Source organism: uncultured Rhodoblastus sp. (assembly GCF_903903185.1).
Classification (GTDB): Bacteria; Pseudomonadota; Alphaproteobacteria; order Rhizobiales; family Beijerinckiaceae; genus Rhodoblastus.
This window is the reverse complement of record NZ_CAIUXT010000234.1, coordinates 1-21,582: the sequence shown is the minus strand read 5'-3', so window position 1 is coordinate 21,582 and position 21,582 is coordinate 1. Positions and strand designations below refer to the sequence as shown.

Below are 21,582 nucleotides of genomic sequence, written 5' to 3'. Positions count from 1 at the left end.
AAGTCAAGAAAGCGATGATGAGGGCCCGTAGCGCTTGACAGGAGCGCCCAATAAAAATACAAAACTGGTAGGAAATATAGGCAAAGAGGCTATTCCATGCGCAGATTCTCCGCCATCTCCCTGATCGCCCTGCTGGCGTCGACGTCACTCGGCGGCGCTTTCGCCGCAAATGCCGCTTCACTGGAGGCGGCGGCTGAAAAGCTCGGCGCCGACAGCGCGCGGACGCTGGAATTTTCCGGCGCCGGCCATTGGTTCCAGTTCGGCCAGGCGCCGGTTCCCGGCGGGCCATGGCCGCAATTCGACGTCAGCCGCTATACGGCGACGATCGACTTCGGCGCCGGCGCCGAACATGTCCAGATCGCCCGGCTTCAGACCGTCGATCCCGCGCGCGCCCGCCCGGCGCCGGTGGAACAGAAGGTCGACGCCTGGCTCGACGAGGGCAAGGCGTGGAATGTCGGACTGCCGCCGAACGCCGCGCCCGACGCCGCGCCCGTGGCGACGCCGGCCTTCGCCGCCGTCGAGGAGCGCAGCGCTGAAATCCTGGCGACGCCGCAGGGATTTGTTAAGGCCGCGCTGGCGCATCAGGCCCGGGTCGAACCGGTTTCGGACGGCCTCAAGGTCTCCTTCGCCCTGGGCAAGCATAAATTCGAAGGCCGGATCGATGCGGAAAACCGCGTCGAATGGGTCCGGACCTGGATCGACACGCCGGTGCTCGGAGACACGCTGGTCGAGACGAAATTCAAGGATTACAAGGACTTCGGCGGCGTGCTGTTTCCCGCCGAGATTACCCGCGAGGAGGGCGGCTATCCGGTGCTGCGTCTTGGCGTCGCCTCGGCGAAGCTGAACGGCCCGGCGTCCTTCGCCGTTCCGGAAAATATCGCCAGCGCCCAACCGGCGCCGATCAATGTCAAATGCGACAAGATCGGCGACAACGTGCTCTATCTGACCGGCGGCACGCATCACAGCATCGCCGTGATCGAAAAGGATCATATCGTGCTGATCGAGGCGCCGCTCAACGAGGAGCGTTCGCTGGCCGTGATCAAGAAGCTTTCCGAGGTCGTTCCGGGAAAGCCGATCGCTGCCGTGATCAACAGCCATGTTCATTTCGACCATTCCGGGGGCTTGCGGACCTTCGTCGATCTGGGCGCGACCATTGTCGCGCAGGAACAGGACAAGCCCTATTACGAAAAGGCCTGGGCCAATCCGCGCGAATTGAATCCCGACCTGCTGGCGGTTTCGAAGAAGCCGGCGAAATTCCTGACCTACAAGGATGAACTGAAGCTCGGCGAGGGCGACGGCGAGATCAGGATTTATCGCCTTGCCGGCAGCGGCCACAGCGACGACCTTGCCCTGATCTACCTGCCCCAATCCAAAATCGCGATCGAGGCCGACGCCTATACGCCGGCGGCCGTTGACGCGCCCGCGCCGAAGACGCCCAATCCCTACGCCGTCAATCTCTACGAGAACATCCAGAAGCTCAATCTCGACGTGGAGAAGATCGCCGGCCTGCATGGCGTGCGCGTCGCGACGCTCGACGATCTGCGCGCCTACATCGGCCAGAAGCAGGCCGCCCGCTAAAAAAGGCGGCGCGCTCGCGTTAACAAAAACCCCGGAGGTGATGACCTCCGGGGTTTGCTTTGCGGTTCGCCATCGCGGCGAAAGGGGATGTTTTTGCGATGAAAGCCCTGCATCTGAAGATCGCGCCGGGAACCCTCGCGCTAGCCCTGGGATTTGCTTTCGCGGCGGCGGTTGCCGCCAGGGCCGAGGCGCCCGAAGGATTTGTCTATCTCGCGCCGGAGCAGGTTCCCTTCAAGAGCCCGCTCGGCGCCGGGCCGCAACAGGCGGTGATCTTCGGCGATCCGTCGAAACCGGGCGTCTATGTCGTCCGCGTGCATTTTCCGCCGGGCTTCCATTCCAGTCCGCACTTCCACTCGCAGGACCGCCACGCGACGGTCATCAAGGGCGTTTGGTGGAACGGAACCGGCGAAGAGCTCGATTTCAGCAAGGCGCGACCGATTGCCGCCGGCTCCTATGTCCGGCATCCGGCGGGCGGAATCCATTGGGATGGCGCGGGCGACGAGGAAGTGATCGTCCAGATTACCGGCGTCGGTCCGGTGGAGACGACGCCGGTCGGCAAGCCCGATGCGGGCCGCGACGACCATTGGCCAAAACCGAAATAGCTGTTTGTTCGCGCCGCCCGGGCGACGAACCGCCGCTCGTCGCGATCGGCAATAGTCCGGGCAACGTCCGGCGTCCGGGTCAGAGTTCGCTGACTTGTCGCCGCAGGTTATGCGACGGTTTGAACGACAGCACGCGGCGCGGCGAAATCGTCGCCTCGGCGCCGCTTCTGGGATTGCGTCCCGGGCGCGCGCTTTTCGTGCGCTGGTTGAACGAACCGAACCCCGAAAGCTTGATATTTTCACCGCGCGCGAGCGCGGCTGCAATTTCGGCGAGGATGTCTTCGACAAACTTCCTGGATTCCGCATGCGAAAAGCCAAATTGTCGCACCACGGCGTCGGCAAGATCGGCGCGGGTAATCGTCGTGCGTTGGCCGCCGTCGGCAGGAGTCGACGGCAGCCTTATTTCTCTGTCGCGTAGCACAGAGTTGGTCAGGTTCCGATCGAGAGACATGTGATCAACCTATAAAAGAGGCGCCTTTATACCGCCACGCAGGCCCTTGATATGAAAGCTAAAACCTAAGCTATTGATATCATATGTTAAAATGGACATGCGGTCCAGCCGATCTAAGTGTTTAAACCTTCGACGTAGACTTAACAGATTCGGAATCTACTCATAGCTGGTCGTGAAGGAGGGCCTGGCCCCTGGGGGCTGGCGTCCGGCGGCCCCGGTCTCGCGGGGCAAGCGGCGGACGAAATCCGCCGGTCGATCCGCGACAAGCTCAACCGGAATGGCAGGCTTACGTTGCGGCGGGCGACTCCGCTTCGCCGGACCGGGAGCCGAAAAAGACTTCGCTGAGCTTCATGCCGGCGCGCATCGTCGCCACGAAAAGAGCGGCGCGGGCGACGAGAGAAGTCATCGTCCAGATTGTCGGCGTCGGTCCGGTGGAGACGACGCCGGTCGGCAAGCCCGATTCGGGTCGCGACGACCATTGGCCGAAACCGAAAGTGCTGTTTTTTCCCGTCGCCCATGCGCCGGATCGCCGCTGGTCGCGATCGAAAAAAGCGCACGCAACGTCCGGCGTCATGGTCAGAGTTCGCTGACCAGCCGCCGCAGAATATGCGACGGTTTGAACGACAGCACGCGGCGCGGCGAAATCGTGGCCTCGTCGCCGCTTCTGGGATTGCGTCCCGGGCGCGCGCTTTTCGTGCGCTGGCTGAACGAACCGAACCCCGAAAGCTTGACGTTTTCGCCGCGCACGAGCGCGTCGGCGATCTCGGCGAGGACCCCGTCGACAAACCGCCTCGAGTCCGCGCGCGACAAGCCAAATTGCTGCGCCACGGCGTCGGCAAGATCGGCGCGGCTAATCGTCGTGGTTTGGCCGACGTCGCCCTGCTCCGACGGCAGTTTTTTTTTGCCGTTCGGCGGCACAATGTTGGACGACTTGCCACGAAGAGACATGCGCACCCGGCAGAAGTTTGTGTGAATACGCCACCGCCAGAAGGCTGTGGCTTCGGGTTACGGCTGAAAATTGGGTTTATCGGCCCTTTGGGCCGATAAACCAATAGATCTTGAATCGATCATCCGGCGGCTCCGTCTTTTAATACAACAAGATAGGATCGCATCCCGGTCGCTTCAAGCGAACCACCAACCGAATCAGTCTAGACGTCTTGCGCAGACTTAAAAGCTGCGGATTCTACTGAGAGGAAGTCGTGAACGGGGCCTGGCCCCCAGGGGCCCGCGACCGGGGCCTCGGTCTCGTAGGGCAGGCGGACGAAATCCGCCGGTCGATCCGCGACAAGCTCAACCGCAATGGCCGGCTTACGTTGCGGCGGGCGACACCGCTTCGCCGGACCGAGAGCCGAAACAGACGTCGCTGAGCTTCATGCCGGCGCGCATCGCCGCCACGAAAAGAGCGGCGTGGGCGTCGAGGAAGTCATCGTCCAGATTGTCGGAGTCGGTCCGGTGGCGACGAGGCCGGCCGGCAAGCCCGATGCGGGCGGCAATGACCATTGGCCAAAACCGGAATAGGGGTTTGTTCGCGCCGCCCAGGCGCCGGATGGCCACCCGTCGCGATCGGCAATAGCCCGCGCGACTTACGGCGTTCGGGTCAGAGCTCGCCGACCTGTCGCCGCAGGATATGCGACGGTTTGAACGACAGCACACGGCGCGGCGAAATCGTCGCCTCGGCGCCGTTTCGGGGATTTCGTCCCGGGCGCGCGCTTTTCGTGCGCTGGTTGAACGAACCGAACCCCGAAAGCTTGATGTTTTCCCCGCGCACCAGCGCGTCCGCGATCTCGGCGAGGATGTCTTCGACGAACTTTCTGGATTCCGCATGCGACAAACCGAATTGTCGCACCACGGCGTCGGCAAGATCGGCCCGGGTAACCGTCCTGGGCAGGACCGCGTCGCCATGCGTCCAAGGCTGCCTGTTTTCGCTGTTCGGCAGCACGGAATTGGGCGAGATCCGATCGAGAGACATGTGATCAACCTAAAAATGAGCGGCCTTTTCAACCACCATCCTGACGCCTGACTGGAGCGAGCATCGCACCGTAAAGGGCCATTTTGACTCGCATGAATCGAGCCAGAACAAATGCTAAACTTTCGGCGTGAGTTGGGAAGGTTCGGAATCTAATCACGTCCGGTCGTGAAGGGGGCTTGGCGCGACTCGGCTTCGCCGGGGTCCGGGGACCGAAAACACCTCGCCGCGCTTCATGCCGGCGAGCATCGCCCCCATGAAAAGCAAGGCGCCCGGGTCGAGAAAGCCAATATTGACGATGGCCGCCGCCGGGCAGTGGCTGGCCAGAATCCTGCCCATGCCGAAAATCACGGCGCCGCCAATCGGCCGGAAGTTTCGGAATCTACTCAGATGCGATCGTGAAAGGGGGCTTGCGTCCCGGGTCTCGGTTTCCTGCGGCGCGGGCCGGGGGAAGCTTGCCGGTTGATTCGCAACCAATTCAAACAGAATTGGCGGCTTGCTTTGCGGCGGGCGACTCCGCTTCGCCGGTCGGAGAATCTGAGAAGACGTCGCCGAGTTTCATGCCGGCGAGCATCGCCAGCACGAAAAGGACGGCGCGCGGGTCGAGAAAGCCAATATTGACGATGGCCGGCGCCGGGCAGAGCCCGGCCAGTCCCCAGCCTGTGCCGAAAATCACCGCGCCGCCGACCAGTTTTGCGTCGATTTTGCGGGTTTTGGGAATCTCGAAATTCCGCCCGGCGAAGCTCGACGCGCGATGGCCGGCGATGCGGAAGGCGATGAAGGCCACCGTCACGGCGCCGCCCATGACAAGCGCGAGCGAGGGGTCCCACATTCCCGCGAGATCGAGAAAGGCCAGCACTTTGGCGGGATCGATCATGCCGGAGAGGCAAAGGCCGAGCCCGAAGATCAAACCGGCGACGAGCGGGGAAAGAAAGGCCATGGTTGCGCCTCAGCTCAGGAGATGGCGGATAATGAAGACTGTCAGAAAGCCCGACGCCATGAAGGCGCCGGTCGCCACTGCGGAGCGCGGCGACAGCCGGGCGAGGCCGCACACGCCGTGGCCGCTGGTGCAGCCCTTGCCCAGCCGGCTTCCGAACCCGACCAGCAACCCGGCGGCGATCAGCATCGGAAGGCCGGCCGAAACTCCGGCGCCGACGGTCCCGAACAGCAGGTGGGCCAGCGCCGGCGAAGCGACCAAGCCGAGGATCAACGCCGCGCGCCAAAAAATGTCGCCGCGCCTCGGCGTCAAAAGCCCGCCAATGATGCCCGAGGCCCCGAGGATGCGGCCCTCGACCAGCAGCATCCAGGCGGCGGCAAGGCCGATCAGCACACCTCCCGCGAGGGCGGACCATGGCGTGAAATGAACCCAGTCGATCTGCATGGAACGGACCTTGTCGGCTCGATGACCGCCCCGAGGGTTCCGGCCTGCGAGCTCAATATTTGGCGATCACCGTCTTCGGGGCGTCGAAGTGGTAGGTATAGCCCAGAGTCACCTGGAGTTGCGACATCGAAATATCGATGTTCGAGCCCGGCGTCCGGCCGAACGGCGTGACTTCCGGCCCGGACACGCCGATGCGCGGCGAATAGATCAGCGCGAAGTCGATGGCCGAATTATGGTTCACCGCATAAGTGAAGCCGCCGCTGATATGATTGGTCACCACGCCCGGCGCGAGAATGTTGAACGTCACGTTGGCCGCGGTGATCGGCTGGGTGTTATAGGCGTAGCCGGCGCGCAGGGTCAGAAATTCCAGCGCGCGCCATTCGAGGCCGAGCGCTGCGACATCGACGTCGCGCCAGCCGAAGCCCGGACCATTGGCGCTTCCAAGCGATCCCGGCAGCAGCGGCGAACTTTGATTGGCGACCGATTTCACGCCCGAATAGAAAATATGCTTGTAGTCGGCCATCACGGTGAAGACCGGCGTGATCTTGTAGGCGACGCCCGCGCCGATTTCGCCGGGAACATCGAAATTGCCGCCGCCGGCGAACAGCCCGCGGTAATTTTCGAATGGCGAGCTCCAGATCGGCGTCGAGCCGGCGACCGCGACGGTCAATTGCTCGCTGATGTGGTATTGCGCGCCGGCGCGCAGGCCGCCGCCGACCGAATAGGAGGGCGAGTGGTCGCTCAGCCAGGCCGGGTTGGAGGAAAGTCCGAACTGGCCGAAAGCGCCGAGGCCATAGGCCGAGAACACCTGCACCCCCAGCACCGGCGCAATGCCGAGCGACAGCGCGCCAAAGCGTTGCGCATAGCCGACCGTGATCAGCGCCTGGTTGAGATCGACGCCGGCCTTGCCGCCGCAGAACACGCCGGGCGCGCCGATGGCGCATCTGACGTTGCCGTAATAGGTGGTGTTCATGCCGCCGTTTCCGGTAACGGCGACGCCCAGCGCGGAATCGCCGCTAAGGGGAACGGCGTAGCCGAGCGCCGGGATGACGAAAATGTCGCGGCCGCTCTTGACCGTGCCGGGCGCGACCAGCCCCGTGCCGCTGGCGCTATATTGCCGGGTGGGATTGAACAGCGACAGATCGCCGTTGATCTGGTGACCCACCTCGACGAGGCCGGCCGGATTATTGGCGGTGGTGAAGCCGTCCTGCGAATTGGCGCTGCCCGCGCCGGCCAGCCCCTGTTCGCGCGCGCCCGAACCTTCGAGGAAATAGCCTTCGGTGGCGCCCGCGCCGCCGGTCATCGCCGCGCCGATGACCAGCGCGCCCAGGCCGGCGCGCAGGCCGATGCGGAGCGGGTTTTTCATTTTCGTCGGCATGCCGGAATCCTTTTCATTGGTCTGGCGCGCCGGCTTGCGCTTGTCTGGCAAGCATCGCGGCGGCGCGCCACAAAACACGAATCGTCGATATCTTGAGTGTATCTATAAAAACAGTCAATTAATGGCTGCGACCCATTAACGCCCGCGCGAGAGCGGCGGCAGGCTTGGCCCTTTGTCGCTATGCGCGGCGCCAATTTCCCTTTTGTTTGCGTCGCATAACCCGTCGCCCCGGGCGAAAAAAAGACGCGCGAACCTCTTCGCGCGTCTGGATTCATCGGCTTTTTCGGTGTGACTTATTTCACACGCGCCTGGATTTTCTCCAGTCCGGCTTTGGCGTAGGCCTCGTCCTTGTCCGAACCGCGCGCGCCGCCGACGCCGATGGCGCCGATCACCTCGTCATTGACCTTGATCAGCACGGCCCCGGCGCGGGCGAGATAGTTCGGATTGGCGGCGATCTTGTCGGCCAGCTCCTTGTTGGTCTTGACCTCTTCCGCCAGTTGACCGGAGGGCTCCTTGAAGGCGAGCGCCGCCTGCGCCTTGAAATTGCTGTTCTGCACGGCGCGCGGCCCGGTTCCGTCGGACACCAGCACCGCCTTCAGCACGCCGGCGGAGTCGATGATGCTGACGGCGACTTTCTGCTCGCCGACCCTGGCGGCTTCGAGCGCCGTCTGCGCGGCCTCGAGGGCCAGATCCAGCCCCGGTCCGCGAGCGGGCGGCGGCGGCGGGTTTTGCGGCGCGCCGGCCGGGGCGGGGGCGCCCTGCGCCAGCGCGACGCCGGCGCAGCCAAGGAACCACAGGACAGACGTGCTGAAATTTTTCATTTTTCCAGTTTCTCCAGTTTTGCTTGAAAGGAGCGGGAGCGTTCCGACCGGAACGGCGCCGCAAGGAAATCGCGGTGGGAAAGGGACGGCGGCTCCTGAAAAAGCGATGCGGCGATGGCGCGCAACGCATTTTCGGGACTGTCGAATATTTTGCCGTCCAGCGAAGCCAGGGCGTTTTTCACCGCGAGGAAGCGAAAGCCGTCGCCCTCCTGGGTCAGAATTCCCGAGACGTCGGCGCCGATATCGCGGACAGGGGCTGCGGGCATGACAGGTCCTCGCCGTCGCCGTTTCGTGAAACCGTTTAAAAACAGATGCCTCGGAATGCGCAGGCCCGACGGTCAGGTCCGGCCTGCGCTCCCGAAAAAGTTTGCCGACCTCAATATTTGGCGTTGGTTGCGACCACAGCCGGTTCCGGCTGGGCAAATTTATAGGAGACGCCGGCGCGGAAGACGTTGAAGTTCACGCTCTGCGTGAAAACGCTGTTGGTGAAGGTTTTGTTGCTCGTCGAGAAATGATTCGTATTGTTCTGGAAGTTATAATAGCGATATTCGCCGCGCACGGACCATTGGTTGTTGAGCGCATATTCGACGCCGCCGCCGACATCATAGCCATTGATCGTGTTCGAAACGCTGCCGATCTGCACGCTGTTGAGGGTCAGGGCGCTGTTGTTGGCGGCGAAGGCATAGCCGCCGACCGCGTAAATCAACAGGTTCTTGTAAACATAGCCCAGCCGCCCGTCGGCCGAGATGATGTAGTCGTGATAGGACGATCCGGTAAAAATGTTTGGCGCGAAAGCGATATTGGTGGTCTGGCTTCCCTTGACGCTCAACAGATCGAAGGAGGCCTCGGCGCCGAGGACAAAGGACTGGACCTGGTAATTATAGCCGATATGGCCGCCGCCGATGACGCCATTATTGCCCCAGCTTTCGGAATAACCATTGTTGGGAAGGGTGAGATCGGTGTTGCCGAAAGCGCCGCCCAGTTGCAGGCCGGCATAGACGCCGGTCCAGTTGATGGCCGGCTCCACGGCGACAGGCGCGGATTTCTGGGCCGGCAGATCGGCGGCGAAGGCGGCGCCGGTCAAAGCCGTGAACGCCAGGAGAAGAGCATTTAGCTTGCGCATTTTCGATGTTCCCGATTTGAATCCAACGCGAGGGAAAGGGAGCTCGGCGACGCGCGACCCCGCCCCATCCGGCGGCGCTCACGTTCTTTCCGGGTCTTTCCAGGCCCGGCGCTCTTTCCCAACCATAGTAATCCTATCAAGATAATATTATTATAAGCAAGCCTTTTTTCCTCCACGCGGCCGGTTTTTCCCGCGCCGCCGGCGCGAGCCCCGATGCGCGGGGGCCCGTCGTGTTTACAAAAGGGTGGACGGCGATGAGTCAGGCCGCCGCTCGGAGGGAGGACTGGCGCCCCGATCCGATTGAATCGGATCGGGGCTCCAGTTTCTTGTTTTTACGCGTTTTCTTCACGCGAACCGGTGTCCACTTCGCTGGAAAACGCTCTAGGTGGGTTCTCGCAACAACCCAGCCGCCTCCCTCCTGGACTTGCAGGTCGCGCCGGCAACAAAGCGGAGCTCGGGCCGGGGCTTTTTCAGCGCAGATGCGCCGGCGCCTGCGGATTATTCTCCGGATTGGTGTCGTATTTCGAAACCTTCTCGACGATCCCGCCACCGACGAGCGGCAAGAATTCCGCCTCCAGCGCTTCGGCCTTCTCCTTGGCGTAGACTTGCTCGCCTTCGACGTAGATCGTGAAAATTTTTTGGTGCTTGGCCTTCTTGACCGGGTCCTCGATGGTCGCCTTGGTCCATTTGTAGAGCGGGTAGGTTTCGGGACCCTCGCGTTCCGCTTCCGCGACATAACCGGCGAAAGCGTCGTACTGGCTTTGCAGGGCGGCGCCATGCCGGGCGAGAATATCGGCGACGGGCGCGAGCGAAGGACTGTCCGGCTTGTCGTGGGCGATGGTGGCGTAGGCGTCCGCCAGAAGGACGCGGATCTGATAGTCCCATTGGCTGCTCATCGTCATCTTCCTCATGTTGGCGGCAGGGGGCGCGCTTTGCGGCGCCCGTGGGTGGATCATAATACTATATAATAAATAGGATTAAAGTCGCCGCAAAACAATGGCGGGCCGCGAACGCGCTTTGATTTCGACTGCGGAAGCCGCCCGCAAGCCGAGGAAATCATCGGAGCGAATGCTTGCCATACGGTACGATCTCACAATATCTATGGATCAACCAGATCCGTCCTGGAATGACGAGCGAAAAAGCGGCGCCGGTTTTTCGCCGAAGACTCCCAGGGGCAATCTCGGGCGCTGGCGATTTTGCCGTTCAGGCCGGTCGCATGGGGTAAAAAATTGTCGATTAGTCTCGAAAAACCTGCGAGCGATGCGCCTTGCGCGGTTTCCATCGGCAAGCGGATCGACGCGGAGGGGTTTTGGGCATGAACGCGCCAGTCAAGCCGAGCGCCGGGATCGATGCGTTTCTCAATCTCGAGGAAATCGTCGCGGAGTTGCGCAAGCTGCGCGCCGCTTCGCAGAAGCGCCGCTATCGCGAAGGGCGCCTGCCCGAACTTCCCTCGCGGGAGGCGATGAAAAGCATCGTCGACGGGCTGGTCGCCGCGCTCTATCCAAGGCATTTCGGCCCACCGGAATTGACGGTCGATTGCACCGACGGCTTTTTGCGCTACACCCTCTCGGCGACCTTGCGGTCGCTGCGCGAGCAGGTGCGGCGCGAACTCGATCTCCATTCCGCGCATCCGGAATCCGGTCACGACGAGCATGACCGGCAGGCGCTCGAAATCGTCAAGCAATTCGCCGCCAGCCTGCCCGGATTGCGCGCCTTGCTCGACACCGACATCCACGCCGCTTTTCACGGCGATCCCGCCGCGAAAAGCCTCGACGAGGTGGTTTTCTGCTATCCCGGCGTCAGCGCGATGATCCGCCATCGGCTGGCGCACCAGCTTTATCTTCTCGGCGCGACCATGCTGGCGCGGATTATTGCGGAGGCGTCCCATTCGGCGACGGCGATCGACATTCATCCGGGAGCGCGGATCGGCGAGGGTTTTTTCATCGACCACGGCACCGGCGTCGTCATTGGCGAGACAGCGGTGATCGGCCGCAACGTCCGGCTTTATCAGGCCGTGACGCTCGGCGCGAAAAGGTTCGAAAAGGCGGCCGGCGGCGGCCTCGTCAAGGGACAGCCCCGCCATCCCACGGTCGAGGACGACGTGGTGATCTATGCCGGCGCGACCATCCTCGGCAGAATCACCATCGGACGCGGATCGACCATCGGGGGGAGCGTCTGGCTGACCCATAGCGTGCCGCCGGGAAGCAATATCACCCAGGCGAGGGAACTGAGCGACAGTTTCGACGATGGCGGCGGAATTTGAACCGACCGGCGAGCGCATCCTTCCGGCGCCTGTTCCAGGCCGTCGCGAAAAGCCGGCGCCCGGCCCGCGCCTTTACTTTCCCCGGTTGAAAAGGGCCGTCCCGTCGCTTGATATGGCGCCGGAGAGCAGGCAGACTATGGCGCGCAAGGTCGCCGCGACGGGGCCATGACCCGGCCCGGATCGTGGTCCGGGTAGTCTGCAGGCGGCGAAAATCAGGCTGGGGCCGCCAAACAAGGGGAACGCGGCTTGTTCAAACTGCCTTCGCTGCGGACCGCGACCCTTATCCTTGCCGGCTTCTGCCTGCTGGCGGGGGCGGCGCTGGGGGTCGGCTATTTCCTGTCGCCGCACGTGACCTTGCGCATCACCTCGGGCGTCCCCGACACCATCGGGCAGAAATTCACCGGCGCCTTTGTCGGAGTCATGGCCAAGACCTATCCGCGCCTGCGTTTTGAAACGGTTCAGGTCGCCGATCTGGCCGCAAGCGCCAAGGCGATGGAAGATGGCAAGGCGGACATTGCCGTCGTGCGCACCGACGTTTCGCCGCCTTCCAACGGCCAGACCGTCGCCATCCTGCGCCGGGACGTGGTGGCTTTCCTGGTTCCCGCCGGTTCGTCGATCGGCGATCCTTCGGCGCTGGCGGGCAAGACGGTCGCCATCCCCACCGGGCCGAATCAGGATTTCAACGCCAGGGCGCTCGACACCATCCTCTCCTATTTCAACATTCCGCCGGAGAAAGTGAAAAAGCTGTTCCTGCCGGTCGCCGAGATCGGCCCGGCGATCCACCATAAACATGCCGCGGCGGCGCTGACGATCGGTCCGATCGGGCCGGGCGGTCCGGTCAATGTCGTGGCCTCGATCTCCAAGGCGACCAAAGGCGCGCCGCAACTTCTGGCGATCGATCAGGCCGACGCCATCGTCAAGCGGTTTCCCGGATTCGAATCCATCGATGTTCCCGAAGGCGCTTTCAAGGGCCATCCGGCGACGCCCGACGACACCGTGACCTGCCTTGCCGTGACCTATCGCCTCGTCGTTCCCGAAACCATGCTCAACATCGTCGCCGGCCTGATCGGCAAGGCGGTTTTCGACTCCAAGGCCAAATTGATGGCGGCGACGACGGTGGTCACCCAGATCGAGGCGCCCGACACCGACAGCTCCAGTCCGGTGCTGCCGGTCCATTCCGGCGTTTCGTCCTATCTGAACGATGGCGACCAGAGCTTTCTCGATTCGTTGCAGCAATATGTCTATATCGTCGGCATCCCGCTGAGCCTGCTGGGCTCGCTGGGCGCGGTGCTGTTTGGCCATCGCGCCAGCAAGAAAATGGTCAGCGATCAGTTGCAGGTCTACGAGATTCTGGTGATCGCCGACGCCGCGCGCAACGCCGACGCCGCCGAACTCGACCGGATCGAGGCCGAACTCAACAAACTCGTCGCCGACTGCGTCAGCAAGATCGCCGGGGGATCGTCCGACGCTTCGCAGCTTCCGGCCTCGACGCTGGCGATCGATCACGCGCGCCGCGCCATCGACCGGCGCCGCCGCGAAATCTCCGGGCTGGCCCGCGCGCCGGTGATGCCAACCGAAGAAAATCTGGCCGGATGAGCCATCGCAAAAACACCGTCCGCTCCCGCAGGAAATGTTCTTAAATTTTCTGCCGATCCGCATGGGGCGGATCGCTGCGGCGCAGCAGATAGATCGACCAGACCATCGCGACGATCAATCCGCCCAGAACGCCGAGTTCGATCATCGAGGAGTTGAACAGGCCCTGCGCTTCCGGCGTCCATTTGCCCGGCTCCTGCGCCTGCGCGGATTCGAGCGTGATGACGAGCACGCGGCGAATCGATGCGATCAGCCCGACGACGAGAAACGGCTCGCAAACCAGCGCGCCTTCGTTGAACGAGACTCGCACGGTGTGCAGGATTTCGATGACCATCAAGACCAGAAGGATGCGGTCCATCGTGGCGACGAGCGGCAGCGAGACGCCCAGTTCCTGCGCCGCCTGCACGAGCGCGAACATGGCGCTGACCGTCCCGAGGATGGCGACCAGCGCGAGCAGCAAGCCCAGCACGAGATAGGCCGAGACCTCGATGCGCAGAAACGCCCGGCTGGAAACGCGGCCGATCCAGTTGGATTCCGCGTCGGGCTGTTCGGATTTCTTGCTTTCCATACCGACCCCTCGCCTGCATCGATCAGCGCAGTTTCCGTTTATACGCGAGGGCGTTGCCCCGGGCTATTCGGAAATCTGAACGACGGAGGCGCGCGCGCCGATGCGCCCTTGACCGATCGGGATTGGCGAAACATCATCGCGCCTGTCTTGCGGCGGCAAACCGTGCGGGGCGAGCGCCAAACTGCGCCGGGTTGCGGGATGAATCGGAGCCGCTTTGGCCGGGACGGTGACAACGACACGGACCCTTCTTTCCTGGCTGGCGGGACTGGCAGCACTGGCCGTCGTCGCGCTGGCCCTGCTGTTCTATGCTCCCGACAAGTCGCGCGCGGCGCTGGAGGCGGCCTATCCGGGCGACTACCGCGCGGTTGACGGCGTACGCCTGCGCCTGCGCGACACCGGGCCGCGCGACGCGCCGGCCGTGATCCTGCTGCATGGTTTCGGCGCCAGCCTGGACACCTGGGAGCCATGGGCCGAGGCCCTGTCGGCGCAGTATCGCGTGATCCGTCTAGACCTGCCGGGCTTTGGCCTGACCGGCCCCGACCCCACGGGCGACTATAGCGACGCCCGCGAAATGAAGATTTTGAGCGATCTGATGGACCAGCTGGGCGTCGCGAGCGCCAGCCTTGTCGGCAATTCGCTGGGCGGGCGGATCGCCTGGAACTTTGCCGCCCTGCATCCCGACCGCGTGACCCGCCTCGCGCTGGTTTCCCCCGACGGCTTCGCCAGCGCCGGATTCGCCTATGACCGGGCGCCGGAGACGCCGCTGGTCATGCGGGCGCTGCCCTATGTCGCGCCGCGCAGCCTGTTGAAGGCCAATCTGGCCGCCGCCTATGCGCGCCCGGAGGCCCTGAGCGAGACGACGCTCACCCGGTATCGCGACCTGCTGCTGGCGCCCGGCGTCAGGCAGGCGATCCTGGATCGCACCGCTCAGGTGATCCTGCGCGACCCCGCCCCGACGCTGGCCCGCATCCAGGTCCCGACGCTGCTGCTCTGGGGCGAGAAAGACGGCATGATCCCCATCGGCAACGCGGACGACTATTTGCTCAGCCTGCCCCGGGCGACGCTGGTTCGCCTGCCGAACCTCGGCCATGTGCCGTTCGAGGAAGATCCGGCCGGGTCCCTCGCCCCGTTGCAACGATTTCTCGCCGACGGGAAGCCGTGATCCCTTCTCCATGTTGGCGAAGAGTCCCGACCATCGAGAAGGGAAGTTCCTTCACCGGCTCCAGTTGGGCGGCCTTTTTTCGGCGAAGGCGGCGATCCCTTCCCTCGCTTCGTCGCTCGCGCGCACCTCCGCGATCCGGCGCGCGGTGTCGTCGACCAGCGTCTCGTCGAACGGCCGCCATGCGGCGAACCCGATCAGCGCCTTGGCCGCCGCCAGCGCCTTCGGGCCGCCCTTGGACAGGCTATGGGCCAATTTTGCGATCTTGTCGTCGATATGCTCGACTTCGACAATCTCATGGACGAGGCCGAGCTGAAGGGCGCGGGGGGCGGTAATGCGCTCGGCGGTCTGGAAATAGCGCAGGGCCTGCCGCGGCCCGATGGCGCGCAGCAGATAGGGGCCGATGGCCGAGGGGATCAGCCCGAAACGCACTTCCGAAATGGTGAAAGTCGCGTGATCCGCGGCGACGCAGATATCGCAGGCGGCGGCGAGGCCGGCGCCGGCGCCGAAAGCCGCGCCATGGACGCGCGCAATCGTCGGCTTGGTTGAGCCCGCCAGCAGGCGGAACACTTCCGCGAGGCTTTGGGCGTCGGCGTGATTGGCGGCGTAATCCTTCGCGCCGGCCTCTTTCATCCAGGCGAGATCGGCGCCGGAAGAAAAGCTCTTGCCCCGTCCCGCCACAACGATGACGCGGATGGCGGCGTCGCCCTCAACGGCGACGAGCGCCTCCGTAAGGCCGGCGATCATTGGCGGGTTGAAGGCGTTGTGCTGTAGCGGACGATTCATCCAGATGGTGGCCACGCCGCCGGCCCGTTCGATTTCGACTGTCGCATGAGTCATGGTTGCATCTCCTGCCCGCAATCGCTGTCTGGCGAAAAGGCTCCGGTCCGGGCTGTTCATGACGATTTTTTTCGCCATGACCGAAGTCGAGGACCATAACGATTGCTTTTCCTTCGCTGCTTTTCGGCGCGGCTTCGCTCATACCGGCAGGCGCCGGCCAGCGTCGATTTTGGTCGCGATAATGGCTTGAACCCAACCTTCGGTCAAACCGGCGGCGCAGAAAAAATGGTCTGTTCCGACTCCGCCTTCGTTTCAGATAGGTCTGAATCGAAAACAACTTTGCATTCCGGCTTGTTGCGGAGCCTTTGTCCGAAACCGGCGTCCCGTTCGCCAGCGTCGTGGCCTTGCCGCGGCTCTCGTCCATTCACTCTCTTGCCGTTGTTTCATTATAATCGTCCGCGACTCGCCGTGGCGACCGCTTGGGCGGCGCGGGGCGACAGGAGAGCCGCCAAGGATGCGCCGCGCCCGTCGTTTTTTTGTCCTCGCGCCGGCTTTTGGCGCCCTCGCCCTGACGGGCGCGTCGGCGCAAGCGGCGCCGGCCAATAGTCTGCGGGAATTGATGGCCAGCCTCGATCTTTGTCTTAAAAAATCCTCCTTCGCCCGGCCCGGCGAAATCACGCTTTATTTCAGCCTGCGCCAGGACGGCACGCTGTTTGGCAAGCCGCGCGTCACTTACTTGCAGGCGCCGCTCGATCCCGCCGGCCGGAGACAGTTCCTCGAAAGCGTCGCGAGCGCCTTCGACAGCTGTTTTCCGGCGCAGATCACCACCAAACTCGGTATGGCCATCGCCGGACGGCCGCTGTCGATGCGGATTGTCCTGAGGGGCCCCGACACCGCCATCTGATATCTGCGCCGTGCGCGGATGGCGCGCGGCCATTTCCGCGCAAGCTCCAGATCTCATGCTCCGCCCGAATTAACGGGGCAGGGAAATGGCGGGTAAGGTCGCGCGCCGCGCGTTCGCGGAAATCGAAAGCGGCGTCGTTCTGATTCCGGTGTCCGCAGGCGAATTGATCGACAAGATCACCATTCTGGCGATCAAGACGGAGCGCGTCCAAAATCTGCAAAAGCGACGGATCGCGGCGCGGGAACTGACTCTGCTGCAACGCGCCGCAGCGCCGCTGCTGGACGGCGCAACCAGCCTCGCCGGAACAATCGGGCCGCTGATGGCGCGGCTCGCTTCGGTCAACCGGACCCTGTGGGAGGTCGAGGATGGGCTGCGCGCGATGGAGCGGGCGCAGACCTTCGACGCGCGTTTCGTAGAACTGGCGCGCAGCGTCTATCGCACCAATGACGAGCGGGCCCGGCTCAAGAACGCCATCGCCGCCGCCGCCGGCAGTTGGCTGAGCGAGGTCAAGGAACACCCCGATTATTAGGCCGCCTTCTTCAATATCGCGTCGAACCCCTGCGGGCCGGGCCAGCCGGTCAACAGCTTGCCGCCGAGGAAGAACGACGGCGTGGCGCGCACGCCGGCCTTGTTGAGGAAATGCGCCGCGCCGACCAATATGTCGCGGGTTTGGTCGCTGTCGGCGGTCTCGATCAGTTGGGCGACGTCGAATTGCAGCGCCTGCGCCGCCTTGAGGCCGCTTTCGCCGTCGATGGCGCCGCGCTGCGCGAACATCTGGCGGTGGAAGGCATAGGCCTTGACCGGGCCATGCAGCTTCAACGCCGCCTGTCGCAATTTGGCCGCCTGGATCGAGCCGATCGACAATTGCGGACTGTCGATCAGGCCGAGGCGAAGCCTGTTCTTGGCGACGCGCGCGTCGAGCGTTTGAAAGATCGCTCGGCAATAGGGGCAATTATAATCGAAAATCTCGATCGCCGCCGGACCCGCCCCGGCCCAGGACAGGCCGGGGGCGGCCTCCGGGTCGATACCCGGCGGCAGCGGCGCCGGTTCGAACTCCAGCGCGCGGGAAATCCCCGGACCGGCGAGGGCCAGGGCGAGGCCGGAGAGCAAGCCGCGACGATCCATTCAAGCGTTTCCGTTCCGGCCTCAGCCCACCGAAATGGTCGGCGCGCGTCGGCCGGCCTTGCCCAATTCCTCCAGCACGGCGCGCGCCAGATCGAGATAGGGCTGCGCCTGCGGCGAATCCGGGGCCGAGGCGACGACGGGCGCGCCCCGGTCCGAGGTCTCGCGGACCGCGATGTCGAGCGGCGCCGCGCCAAGAAAACGCATGCCGTTCTTTTGCGCTTCGGCCTGCGCGCCGCCATGCGAGAAAATATCGCTGCGCCCGCCGCAATGCGGGCACAGGAAATAGCTCATGTTCTCGAACAGGCCGAGGACGGGAGTCTTGACCTGGCTGAACATGGCCACCGCCCGGCGGGCGTCGATCAAGGCGAGATCCTGCGGCGTCGACACCACCACGGCGCCGGCCAGCGAGGCGTTCTGCGCCAGCGTGAGCTGCACGTCGCCGGTGCCGGGCGGCATGTCGATGACGAGCACGTCCAGTTCTCCCCAGGCGACATCGTTGAGCAATTGCTTGATCGCCGTCATCACGAGCGGACCGCGCCAGACCACGGCGGCGTCATCGGGCACGAGAAAGCCGATCGACATCAGTTTGACGCCGAATTTCTCGAACGGCTTCAAACTATGTCCGTCGTCGGAAAAGCTTGGCTTGCCGGAAAGGCCGAACAGCAGCGGCACCGAGGGGCCGAACACGTCGGCGTCGAGCAGCCCGACCTTTTGGCCGAGCTTCGCCAGCGCCACCGCGAGATTGGCGGCGGTGGTGGACTTGCCGACGCCGCCCTTGCCCGAGGCGACGCCGATGATTTTCTTGATCCCGGCGAGGCCCGACCCTTGCGCGGGAGCGGGGGCGGGCGGCGCTTTGACCGGCGCCGCCTGTTCGGCGGTCAGGGCGACGAAGGCGGCTTCGACGCCGGGCAGGGCGGCGAGGGCCTTCTGCGCCGCCTGCCGGATCGGCTCCAGCGCCGCCGCGCGATCGGGCGGAACGGTCAAGGTCAGATAGACCTTGCCGTCGCGGATATTGAGGCCGGAAAGCATGCCGGTGTCCGGCAGGGGCGTCTTGCCATCCGGTCCCGCGATCTGGCGCAGCGCCGCCAGCACCTGTTCATTCGTCGCCAAATTTTGCGTCGCCATGTTTCGCCTCGGTTTTCGGTGAATACCAGTTGAGCGTGTCGCGCAGCCGCACGACCTGCCCGATAATGATGATGGTCGGACCGCGAAGACCCGCTTCGACCGCCTTGCCGGCGATGGTCGCGACCGTTCCGGTGACGGTGATCTGGTTGGCGCGGGTGCCGTTTTCGACAATCGCCACCGGAGTTGCAGGATCGGCGCCATGCCGCTGCAATTCCTGCATCAGGACGGCGAGATGAGCGAGCCCCATGTAGATGGCGACGGTCTGGCGCGGGCGCAACAGGCTCGACCAGTCGAGTTCGATCGGCCCCTCCCGGCCGTGGCCGGTGACGAAGACGCAGGACTGGGCGTAGTCGCGGTGGGTCAGTGGAATGCCGGCATAGGCCGAACAACCCGCCGCCGCCGTGACGCCGGGGCAGACCTGGAAGGGAATGCGATGTTCGGCGAGCTTTTCGATCTCCTCGCCGCCGCGTCCGAAAATGAACGGATCGCCGCCCTTGAGCCGCAGCACGCGCTTGCCCTCCCGCGCCAGCCGCACCATCAACTCGCCGATTTCCTCCTGCGGCAAGGCATGGTCGGAGCGGCGCTTGCCGACATAGATGCGCTCGGCGTCGCGGCGCACGCGGTCCATGATCGAGGGATCGACGAGACGGTCATACAGCACGACATCGGCCTGCTGCATCAGGCGGAAGGCTCGAAAGGTCAGAAGATCGGGATCGCCCGGCCCGGCGCCGACCAGATAGACCTCGCCGCGACGGGTCGCGCCACGGGGCGAGCCATCCGGCTCGCAGGCGGCGATTTCGCGCTCCAGCGCCGCCCGCGCGCCGGCCTCGTCGCCGGCGAGCGCCATTTCGGCGATAGGGCCATCGTAAATCCGCTCCCAAAAGCGCAGGCGCGCGCCATGGCCGGTCAACTTTCCCGCCAGCGCGGCGCGCCCCGAGCCGGCCAGCGCCGCCAGCCGGCCATAACCGGCCGGGATCAGCGTTTCCAGACGCGCCTTGAGCATCCGCCCGAGCAAAGGGGCTTCGCCGCCGGTCGAAATGGCGACGACCAGCGGGCTGCGGTCGAGCACCGAAGGCACGATGAAATCGGAAAGTTTCGGCTGGTCGGCGACATTGACCAGCGCGCCCGCAGCGCGCGCCCGCGCCAACAGCTCCGCATCGGGCGCCGCGCCGTCTTCGGGAGCGAAATAGCACAAGGCGCAGCCGGCGAAGATCTCCGCGTCGGCAAGATCGCCGCGCCGGAATTTTCCGCGCAAAACCTCGAATTCATGGCTCAATTCGTCGGCCGCCAACAAAATCTCGGCGCCGGCGCGAAACAGCGTCTCGACCCGGCGGGCGGCCAAAGGCCCGCCGCCGATCACGCCGATGCGGCGCGCCTTGACATCGAGAAACAGGGGTAGGCGGTTCATGACGCTTCCATTTTGATATTTTCGGGCGTTTCAGGCGGCGATCAGGTTTTGCGGATCACGGGCGTCCCAGAATTCTTGCGCGCCAGCCTGCGCCGACGGCTGGTCCGGCGCCAGCCCCATCGTGCGCAGGGCGATGGCCAGCGTGCCGGTCACGGCGGCCTCGCCATAGACGTCGCGGACCTCGCCGCGCCAGACCGCCAGCAGGCGCGACAAATCCATCGCCTCGTCGGGCAATTGGCGCGGTTCCTCGATCAGCGGCGGCCAGCGCTCATCGAAAGCCTCGCCGTTTCGTGTCCCGAGGGTCTCGCAGGGCTTGCCGGGCCGGCGCTCGATTTCGCCGCCCTCGCCGCGAAACACCGCCATATTGCGCTCGCCCAAGAGCAGCGCGGCGTCGCGGTGGGTCGCCATGTAATTGGGGTGGAAAATCCCCTGCAACAAGCAGGGCGCGGCAAAGGGGTTGATCATCCGCGATAAGGTGTGGACCGGCGAGCGAAGCCCGAGAATCCGCTTGAAGCCCATCATCCGCGCCAGCGGCGGGCTGATGTGGACGAGGTCCAGATAGGCGAATTTCTGGCGCGCCAGTTGCGCCGCCGCCTCGTCGAAATTTTTCGCCGGCGCGAGGCCCATCGCGCGCAAAACCTCGCCGGTATAGAGCCGCCCGGCGGTGTGACCGTCGAAACCATGCATGAACACGCCATGGCCATTTTGCGCGAGGCAAAGCGCCGCCAGCAGGAACCACGGCAATTGCCTTTTCTTGCCGGCATAGGACGACCAGTCGACTTGCGCGAGATTGTGCGGCAAGGCGTGCAGGCTTTGCCGCACGGCCTTGACGAAGCCGGCAATCTCGGCGCCGCTTTCCTCCTTGACCCGCAACAGCATCAGGAAGGCGCCGAGCTGTTCGGGCAGAACCTCGCCGCGCAGAATCATCGCCATCGCCTCTTCGGCCTCCTCGATGGTCAGCGGGCGGCTCAGATGCCTGCCGCGCCCGAGAATGGCGACGAACCGTGCGAAAGGATGGGGCGTATGGGGCATGGCAGTCGGCCTTGTAGACATTTTGTCCGCCGGCGACCATAGGCCCGCAAGCGCGACGGGAAAAGGCAGGCGAACGAAGCGCCTTGCGCGAACCAGGAATTCGGGGACCGGATCGAATTGCGCCAGCGCATCATTTCGGAATTTTTCGAGGCCGTCGGGGCGCAATTCGTTTCCTGTCCCCGAATTCCGGCCGTCATTAGCCGCGACCATATTCCAGGCCGACGGCGTTTTCATCGAGACGTCGACAACGCCAAGCGTCCGCGCCTGCGCCCGGTTACAAGCCGTTGGAGGAGTTCGAGGTCGAAAGCAATCGAGCGATGACGGT

The 21,582-nt window shown here is 64.2% G+C and carries 26 protein-coding genes; 8 read left to right on the top strand and 18 right to left on the bottom strand.

The features are described 5' to 3' along the window. The first annotated feature begins 96 nt into the window (after positions 1-96). A complete protein-coding gene (locus QZY01_RS21665) occupies positions 97-1,578 on the top strand; it encodes an MBL fold metallo-hydrolase (RefSeq protein WP_294541371.1) in 1,482 nt (493 codons plus the stop codon). Positions 1,579-1,676: 98 nt separating this feature from the next. Further along, a complete protein-coding gene (locus QZY01_RS21660; protein WP_294541370.1) occupies positions 1,677-2,180 on the top strand; it encodes a cupin domain-containing protein in 504 nt (167 codons plus the stop codon). A 79-nt stretch (positions 2,181-2,259) separates the two neighbouring features. Here QZY01_RS21660 and QZY01_RS21655 read toward each other — a convergent pair whose 3' ends face one another. The 3 genes from QZY01_RS21655 to QZY01_RS21645 form a co-directional block, all read right to left on the bottom strand. Then, positions 2,260-2,631, bottom strand: a complete 372-nt coding sequence (locus QZY01_RS21655) for an integration host factor subunit alpha (protein ID WP_342394921.1) — start codon at positions 2,629-2,631, stop codon at positions 2,260-2,262. Between the two features lie 286 nt (positions 2,632-2,917). Continuing rightward, positions 2,918-3,205: a hypothetical protein gene (locus tag QZY01_RS21650; protein ID WP_294541369.1), complete on the bottom strand. Its 288-nt coding sequence runs from the start codon at positions 3,203-3,205 to the stop codon at positions 2,918-2,920. Between the two features lie 2 nt (positions 3,206-3,207). Continuing rightward, entirely contained in the window at positions 3,208-3,579 is a 372-nt protein-coding gene (locus QZY01_RS21645; protein ID WP_294541367.1) for an integration host factor subunit alpha, read from the bottom strand. Between the two features lie 351 nt (positions 3,580-3,930). Between QZY01_RS21645 and QZY01_RS21640 the strand changes: the two genes are divergently transcribed. Beyond that, the gene (locus QZY01_RS21640; RefSeq protein WP_294541366.1) at positions 3,931-4,149 is read left to right on the top strand and encodes a hypothetical protein; all 219 of its coding nucleotides are present in this window, start codon (positions 3,931-3,933) and stop codon (positions 4,147-4,149) included. Positions 4,150-4,228: 79 nt separating this feature from the next. Here QZY01_RS21640 and QZY01_RS21635 read toward each other — a convergent pair whose 3' ends face one another. The 9 genes from QZY01_RS21635 to QZY01_RS21595 all read right to left on the bottom strand — a co-directional run bounded on the left by QZY01_RS21635 (position 4,229) and on the right by QZY01_RS21595 (position 10,196). Continuing rightward, entirely contained in the window at positions 4,229-4,600 is a 372-nt protein-coding gene (locus tag QZY01_RS21635) for an integration host factor subunit alpha (protein ID WP_294541364.1), read from the bottom strand. A gap of 153 nt (positions 4,601-4,753) precedes the next feature. Continuing rightward, positions 4,754-5,074, bottom strand: a complete 321-nt coding sequence (locus QZY01_RS23895) for a DUF6691 family protein (RefSeq protein WP_342394920.1) — start codon at positions 5,072-5,074, stop codon at positions 4,754-4,756. Between the two features lies 1 nt (position 5,075). Beyond that, positions 5,076-5,537, bottom strand: a complete 462-nt coding sequence (locus QZY01_RS21625) for a DUF6691 family protein (protein ID WP_294541361.1) — start codon at positions 5,535-5,537, stop codon at positions 5,076-5,078. A gap of 9 nt (positions 5,538-5,546) precedes the next feature. Beyond that, positions 5,547-5,978, bottom strand: coding sequence for a YeeE/YedE family protein (locus tag QZY01_RS21620; protein WP_294541358.1), 432 nt, complete (start codon positions 5,976-5,978; stop codon positions 5,547-5,549). Positions 5,979-6,030: 52 nt separating this feature from the next. Continuing rightward, positions 6,031-7,356, bottom strand: coding sequence for an outer membrane protein transport protein (locus QZY01_RS21615; RefSeq protein ID WP_294541357.1), 1,326 nt, complete (start codon positions 7,354-7,356; stop codon positions 6,031-6,033). A gap of 293 nt (positions 7,357-7,649) precedes the next feature. After that, positions 7,650-8,177, bottom strand: a complete 528-nt coding sequence (locus QZY01_RS21610; RefSeq protein WP_294541356.1) for a heme-binding protein — start codon at positions 8,175-8,177, stop codon at positions 7,650-7,652. Further along, positions 8,174-8,443: a hypothetical protein gene (locus tag QZY01_RS21605; protein WP_294541354.1), complete on the bottom strand. Its 270-nt coding sequence runs from the start codon at positions 8,441-8,443 to the stop codon at positions 8,174-8,176. Before QZY01_RS21605 ends, QZY01_RS21610 begins: the two co-directional genes overlap by 4 nt. A 110-nt stretch (positions 8,444-8,553) precedes the next feature. After that, positions 8,554-9,300, bottom strand: a complete 747-nt coding sequence (locus QZY01_RS21600; RefSeq protein ID WP_294541352.1) for an outer membrane protein — start codon at positions 9,298-9,300, stop codon at positions 8,554-8,556. Between the two features lie 470 nt (positions 9,301-9,770). Continuing rightward, positions 9,771-10,196, bottom strand: a complete 426-nt coding sequence (locus QZY01_RS21595) for a hypothetical protein (protein WP_294541349.1) — start codon at positions 10,194-10,196, stop codon at positions 9,771-9,773. Positions 10,197-10,615: 419 nt separating this feature from the next. Between QZY01_RS21595 and epsC the strand changes: the two genes are divergently transcribed. Together epsC and QZY01_RS21585 are read left to right on the top strand one after the other, a co-directional pair. Beyond that, a complete protein-coding gene (gene epsC, locus QZY01_RS21590) occupies positions 10,616-11,563 on the top strand; it encodes a serine O-acetyltransferase EpsC (protein WP_294541347.1) in 948 nt (315 codons plus the stop codon). A gap of 246 nt (positions 11,564-11,809) precedes the next feature. Beyond that, positions 11,810-13,159, top strand: coding sequence for a TAXI family TRAP transporter solute-binding subunit (locus QZY01_RS21585; RefSeq protein ID WP_294541344.1), 1,350 nt, complete (start codon positions 11,810-11,812; stop codon positions 13,157-13,159). Between the two features lie 40 nt (positions 13,160-13,199). On the opposite strand, the gene QZY01_RS21580 is transcribed toward QZY01_RS21585, so the two are convergent. Next, entirely contained in the window at positions 13,200-13,724 is a 525-nt protein-coding gene (locus QZY01_RS21580) for a phosphate-starvation-inducible PsiE family protein (RefSeq protein ID WP_294541343.1), read from the bottom strand. Positions 13,725-13,950: 226 nt separating this feature from the next. On the opposite strand from QZY01_RS21580, the gene QZY01_RS21575 reads away from it, so the two are divergent. Continuing rightward, the gene (locus tag QZY01_RS21575) at positions 13,951-14,886 is read left to right on the top strand and encodes an alpha/beta fold hydrolase (RefSeq protein WP_294541341.1); all 936 of its coding nucleotides are present in this window, start codon (positions 13,951-13,953) and stop codon (positions 14,884-14,886) included. A gap of 51 nt (positions 14,887-14,937) precedes the next feature. Here QZY01_RS21575 and QZY01_RS21570 read toward each other — a convergent pair whose 3' ends face one another. After that, positions 14,938-15,723 (bottom strand): enoyl-CoA hydratase-related protein, encoded by a 786-nt coding sequence (locus QZY01_RS21570; protein ID WP_294541339.1) that lies wholly within the window; start codon positions 15,721-15,723, stop codon positions 14,938-14,940. A gap of 454 nt (positions 15,724-16,177) precedes the next feature. On the opposite strand from QZY01_RS21570, the gene QZY01_RS21565 reads away from it, so the two are divergent. Both QZY01_RS21565 and QZY01_RS21560 read left to right on the top strand, forming a co-directional pair. Next, positions 16,178-16,567: a hypothetical protein gene (locus QZY01_RS21565; protein WP_294541336.1), complete on the top strand. Its 390-nt coding sequence runs from the start codon at positions 16,178-16,180 to the stop codon at positions 16,565-16,567. An 85-nt stretch (positions 16,568-16,652) separates the two neighbouring features. Beyond that, a complete protein-coding gene (locus tag QZY01_RS21560; protein WP_294541332.1) occupies positions 16,653-17,096 on the top strand; it encodes a DUF6165 family protein in 444 nt (147 codons plus the stop codon). Here QZY01_RS21560 and QZY01_RS21555 read toward each other — a convergent pair. Genes QZY01_RS21555 through QZY01_RS21540 form a run of 4 tightly spaced genes read right to left on the bottom strand, consistent with a single transcriptional unit; the run spans position 17,093 to position 21,278 of the window. Further along, positions 17,093-17,692 (bottom strand): DsbA family protein, encoded by a 600-nt coding sequence (locus tag QZY01_RS21555; RefSeq protein ID WP_294541329.1) that lies wholly within the window; start codon positions 17,690-17,692, stop codon positions 17,093-17,095. The genes QZY01_RS21560 and QZY01_RS21555 overlap by 4 nt on opposite strands. A 21-nt stretch (positions 17,693-17,713) precedes the next feature. Beyond that, positions 17,714-18,817 carry an Mrp/NBP35 family ATP-binding protein gene (locus tag QZY01_RS21550; protein WP_294541327.1) on the bottom strand — a complete coding sequence of 368 codons (1,104 nt, stop codon included), beginning with the start codon at positions 18,815-18,817 and terminating at the stop codon, positions 17,714-17,716. Then, positions 18,789-20,225 (bottom strand): siroheme synthase CysG, encoded by a 1,437-nt coding sequence (gene cysG / locus QZY01_RS21545; protein WP_294541326.1) that lies wholly within the window; start codon positions 20,223-20,225, stop codon positions 18,789-18,791. The genes QZY01_RS21550 and cysG overlap by 29 nt, the downstream gene beginning before the upstream one ends. Before the next feature lie 30 nt (positions 20,226-20,255). Next, a complete protein-coding gene (locus QZY01_RS21540) occupies positions 20,256-21,278 on the bottom strand; it encodes a glycosyl transferase family protein (protein ID WP_294541325.1) in 1,023 nt (340 codons plus the stop codon). Positions 21,279-21,582 lie beyond the last annotated feature (304 nt).

What these genes read in the sequence shown, in the direction of transcription:
- QZY01_RS21665 (WP_294541371.1), top strand. Translation starts at nt 97, where the DNA reads ATGCGCAGATTCTCCGCCATCTCCCTGATCGCCCTGCTGGCGTCGACG.
- QZY01_RS21660 (WP_294541370.1), top strand. Translation starts at nt 1,677, where the DNA reads ATGAAAGCCCTGCATCTGAAGATCGCGCCGGGAACCCTCGCGCTAGCC.
- QZY01_RS21655 (WP_342394921.1), bottom strand. Translation starts at nt 2,631, where the DNA reads ATGTCTCTCGATCGGAACCTGACCAACTCTGTGCTACGCGACAGAGAA.
- QZY01_RS21650 (WP_294541369.1), bottom strand. Translation starts at nt 3,205, where the DNA reads ATGACGCCGGACGTTGCGTGCGCTTTTTTCGATCGCGACCAGCGGCGA.
- QZY01_RS21645 (WP_294541367.1), bottom strand. Translation starts at nt 3,579, where the DNA reads ATGTCTCTTCGTGGCAAGTCGTCCAACATTGTGCCGCCGAACGGCAAA.
- QZY01_RS21640 (WP_294541366.1), top strand. Translation starts at nt 3,931, where the DNA reads ATGGCCGGCTTACGTTGCGGCGGGCGACACCGCTTCGCCGGACCGAGA.
- QZY01_RS21635 (WP_294541364.1), bottom strand. Translation starts at nt 4,600, where the DNA reads ATGTCTCTCGATCGGATCTCGCCCAATTCCGTGCTGCCGAACAGCGAA.
- QZY01_RS21625 (WP_294541361.1), bottom strand. Translation starts at nt 5,537, where the DNA reads ATGGCCTTTCTTTCCCCGCTCGTCGCCGGTTTGATCTTCGGGCTCGGC.
- QZY01_RS21620 (WP_294541358.1), bottom strand. Translation starts at nt 5,978, where the DNA reads ATGCAGATCGACTGGGTTCATTTCACGCCATGGTCCGCCCTCGCGGGA.
- QZY01_RS21615 (WP_294541357.1), bottom strand. Translation starts at nt 7,356, where the DNA reads ATGCCGACGAAAATGAAAAACCCGCTCCGCATCGGCCTGCGCGCCGGC.
- QZY01_RS21610 (WP_294541356.1), bottom strand. Translation starts at nt 8,177, where the DNA reads ATGAAAAATTTCAGCACGTCTGTCCTGTGGTTCCTTGGCTGCGCCGGC.
- QZY01_RS21605 (WP_294541354.1), bottom strand. Translation starts at nt 8,443, where the DNA reads ATGCCCGCAGCCCCTGTCCGCGATATCGGCGCCGACGTCTCGGGAATT.
- QZY01_RS21600 (WP_294541352.1), bottom strand. Translation starts at nt 9,300, where the DNA reads ATGCGCAAGCTAAATGCTCTTCTCCTGGCGTTCACGGCTTTGACCGGC.
- QZY01_RS21595 (WP_294541349.1), bottom strand. Translation starts at nt 10,196, where the DNA reads ATGAGCAGCCAATGGGACTATCAGATCCGCGTCCTTCTGGCGGACGCC.
- epsC (WP_294541347.1), top strand. Translation starts at nt 10,616, where the DNA reads ATGAACGCGCCAGTCAAGCCGAGCGCCGGGATCGATGCGTTTCTCAAT.
- QZY01_RS21580 (WP_294541343.1), bottom strand. Translation starts at nt 13,724, where the DNA reads ATGGAAAGCAAGAAATCCGAACAGCCCGACGCGGAATCCAACTGGATC.
- QZY01_RS21570 (WP_294541339.1), bottom strand. Translation starts at nt 15,723, where the DNA reads ATGACTCATGCGACAGTCGAAATCGAACGGGCCGGCGGCGTGGCCACC.
- QZY01_RS21565 (WP_294541336.1), top strand. Translation starts at nt 16,178, where the DNA reads ATGCGCCGCGCCCGTCGTTTTTTTGTCCTCGCGCCGGCTTTTGGCGCC.
- QZY01_RS21560 (WP_294541332.1), top strand. Translation starts at nt 16,653, where the DNA reads ATGGCGGGTAAGGTCGCGCGCCGCGCGTTCGCGGAAATCGAAAGCGGC.
- QZY01_RS21555 (WP_294541329.1), bottom strand. Translation starts at nt 17,692, where the DNA reads ATGGATCGTCGCGGCTTGCTCTCCGGCCTCGCCCTGGCCCTCGCCGGT.
- QZY01_RS21550 (WP_294541327.1), bottom strand. Translation starts at nt 18,817, where the DNA reads ATGGCGACGCAAAATTTGGCGACGAATGAACAGGTGCTGGCGGCGCTG.
- cysG (WP_294541326.1), bottom strand. Translation starts at nt 20,225, where the DNA reads ATGAACCGCCTACCCCTGTTTCTCGATGTCAAGGCGCGCCGCATCGGC.
- QZY01_RS21540 (WP_294541325.1), bottom strand. Translation starts at nt 21,278, where the DNA reads ATGTCTACAAGGCCGACTGCCATGCCCCATACGCCCCATCCTTTCGCA.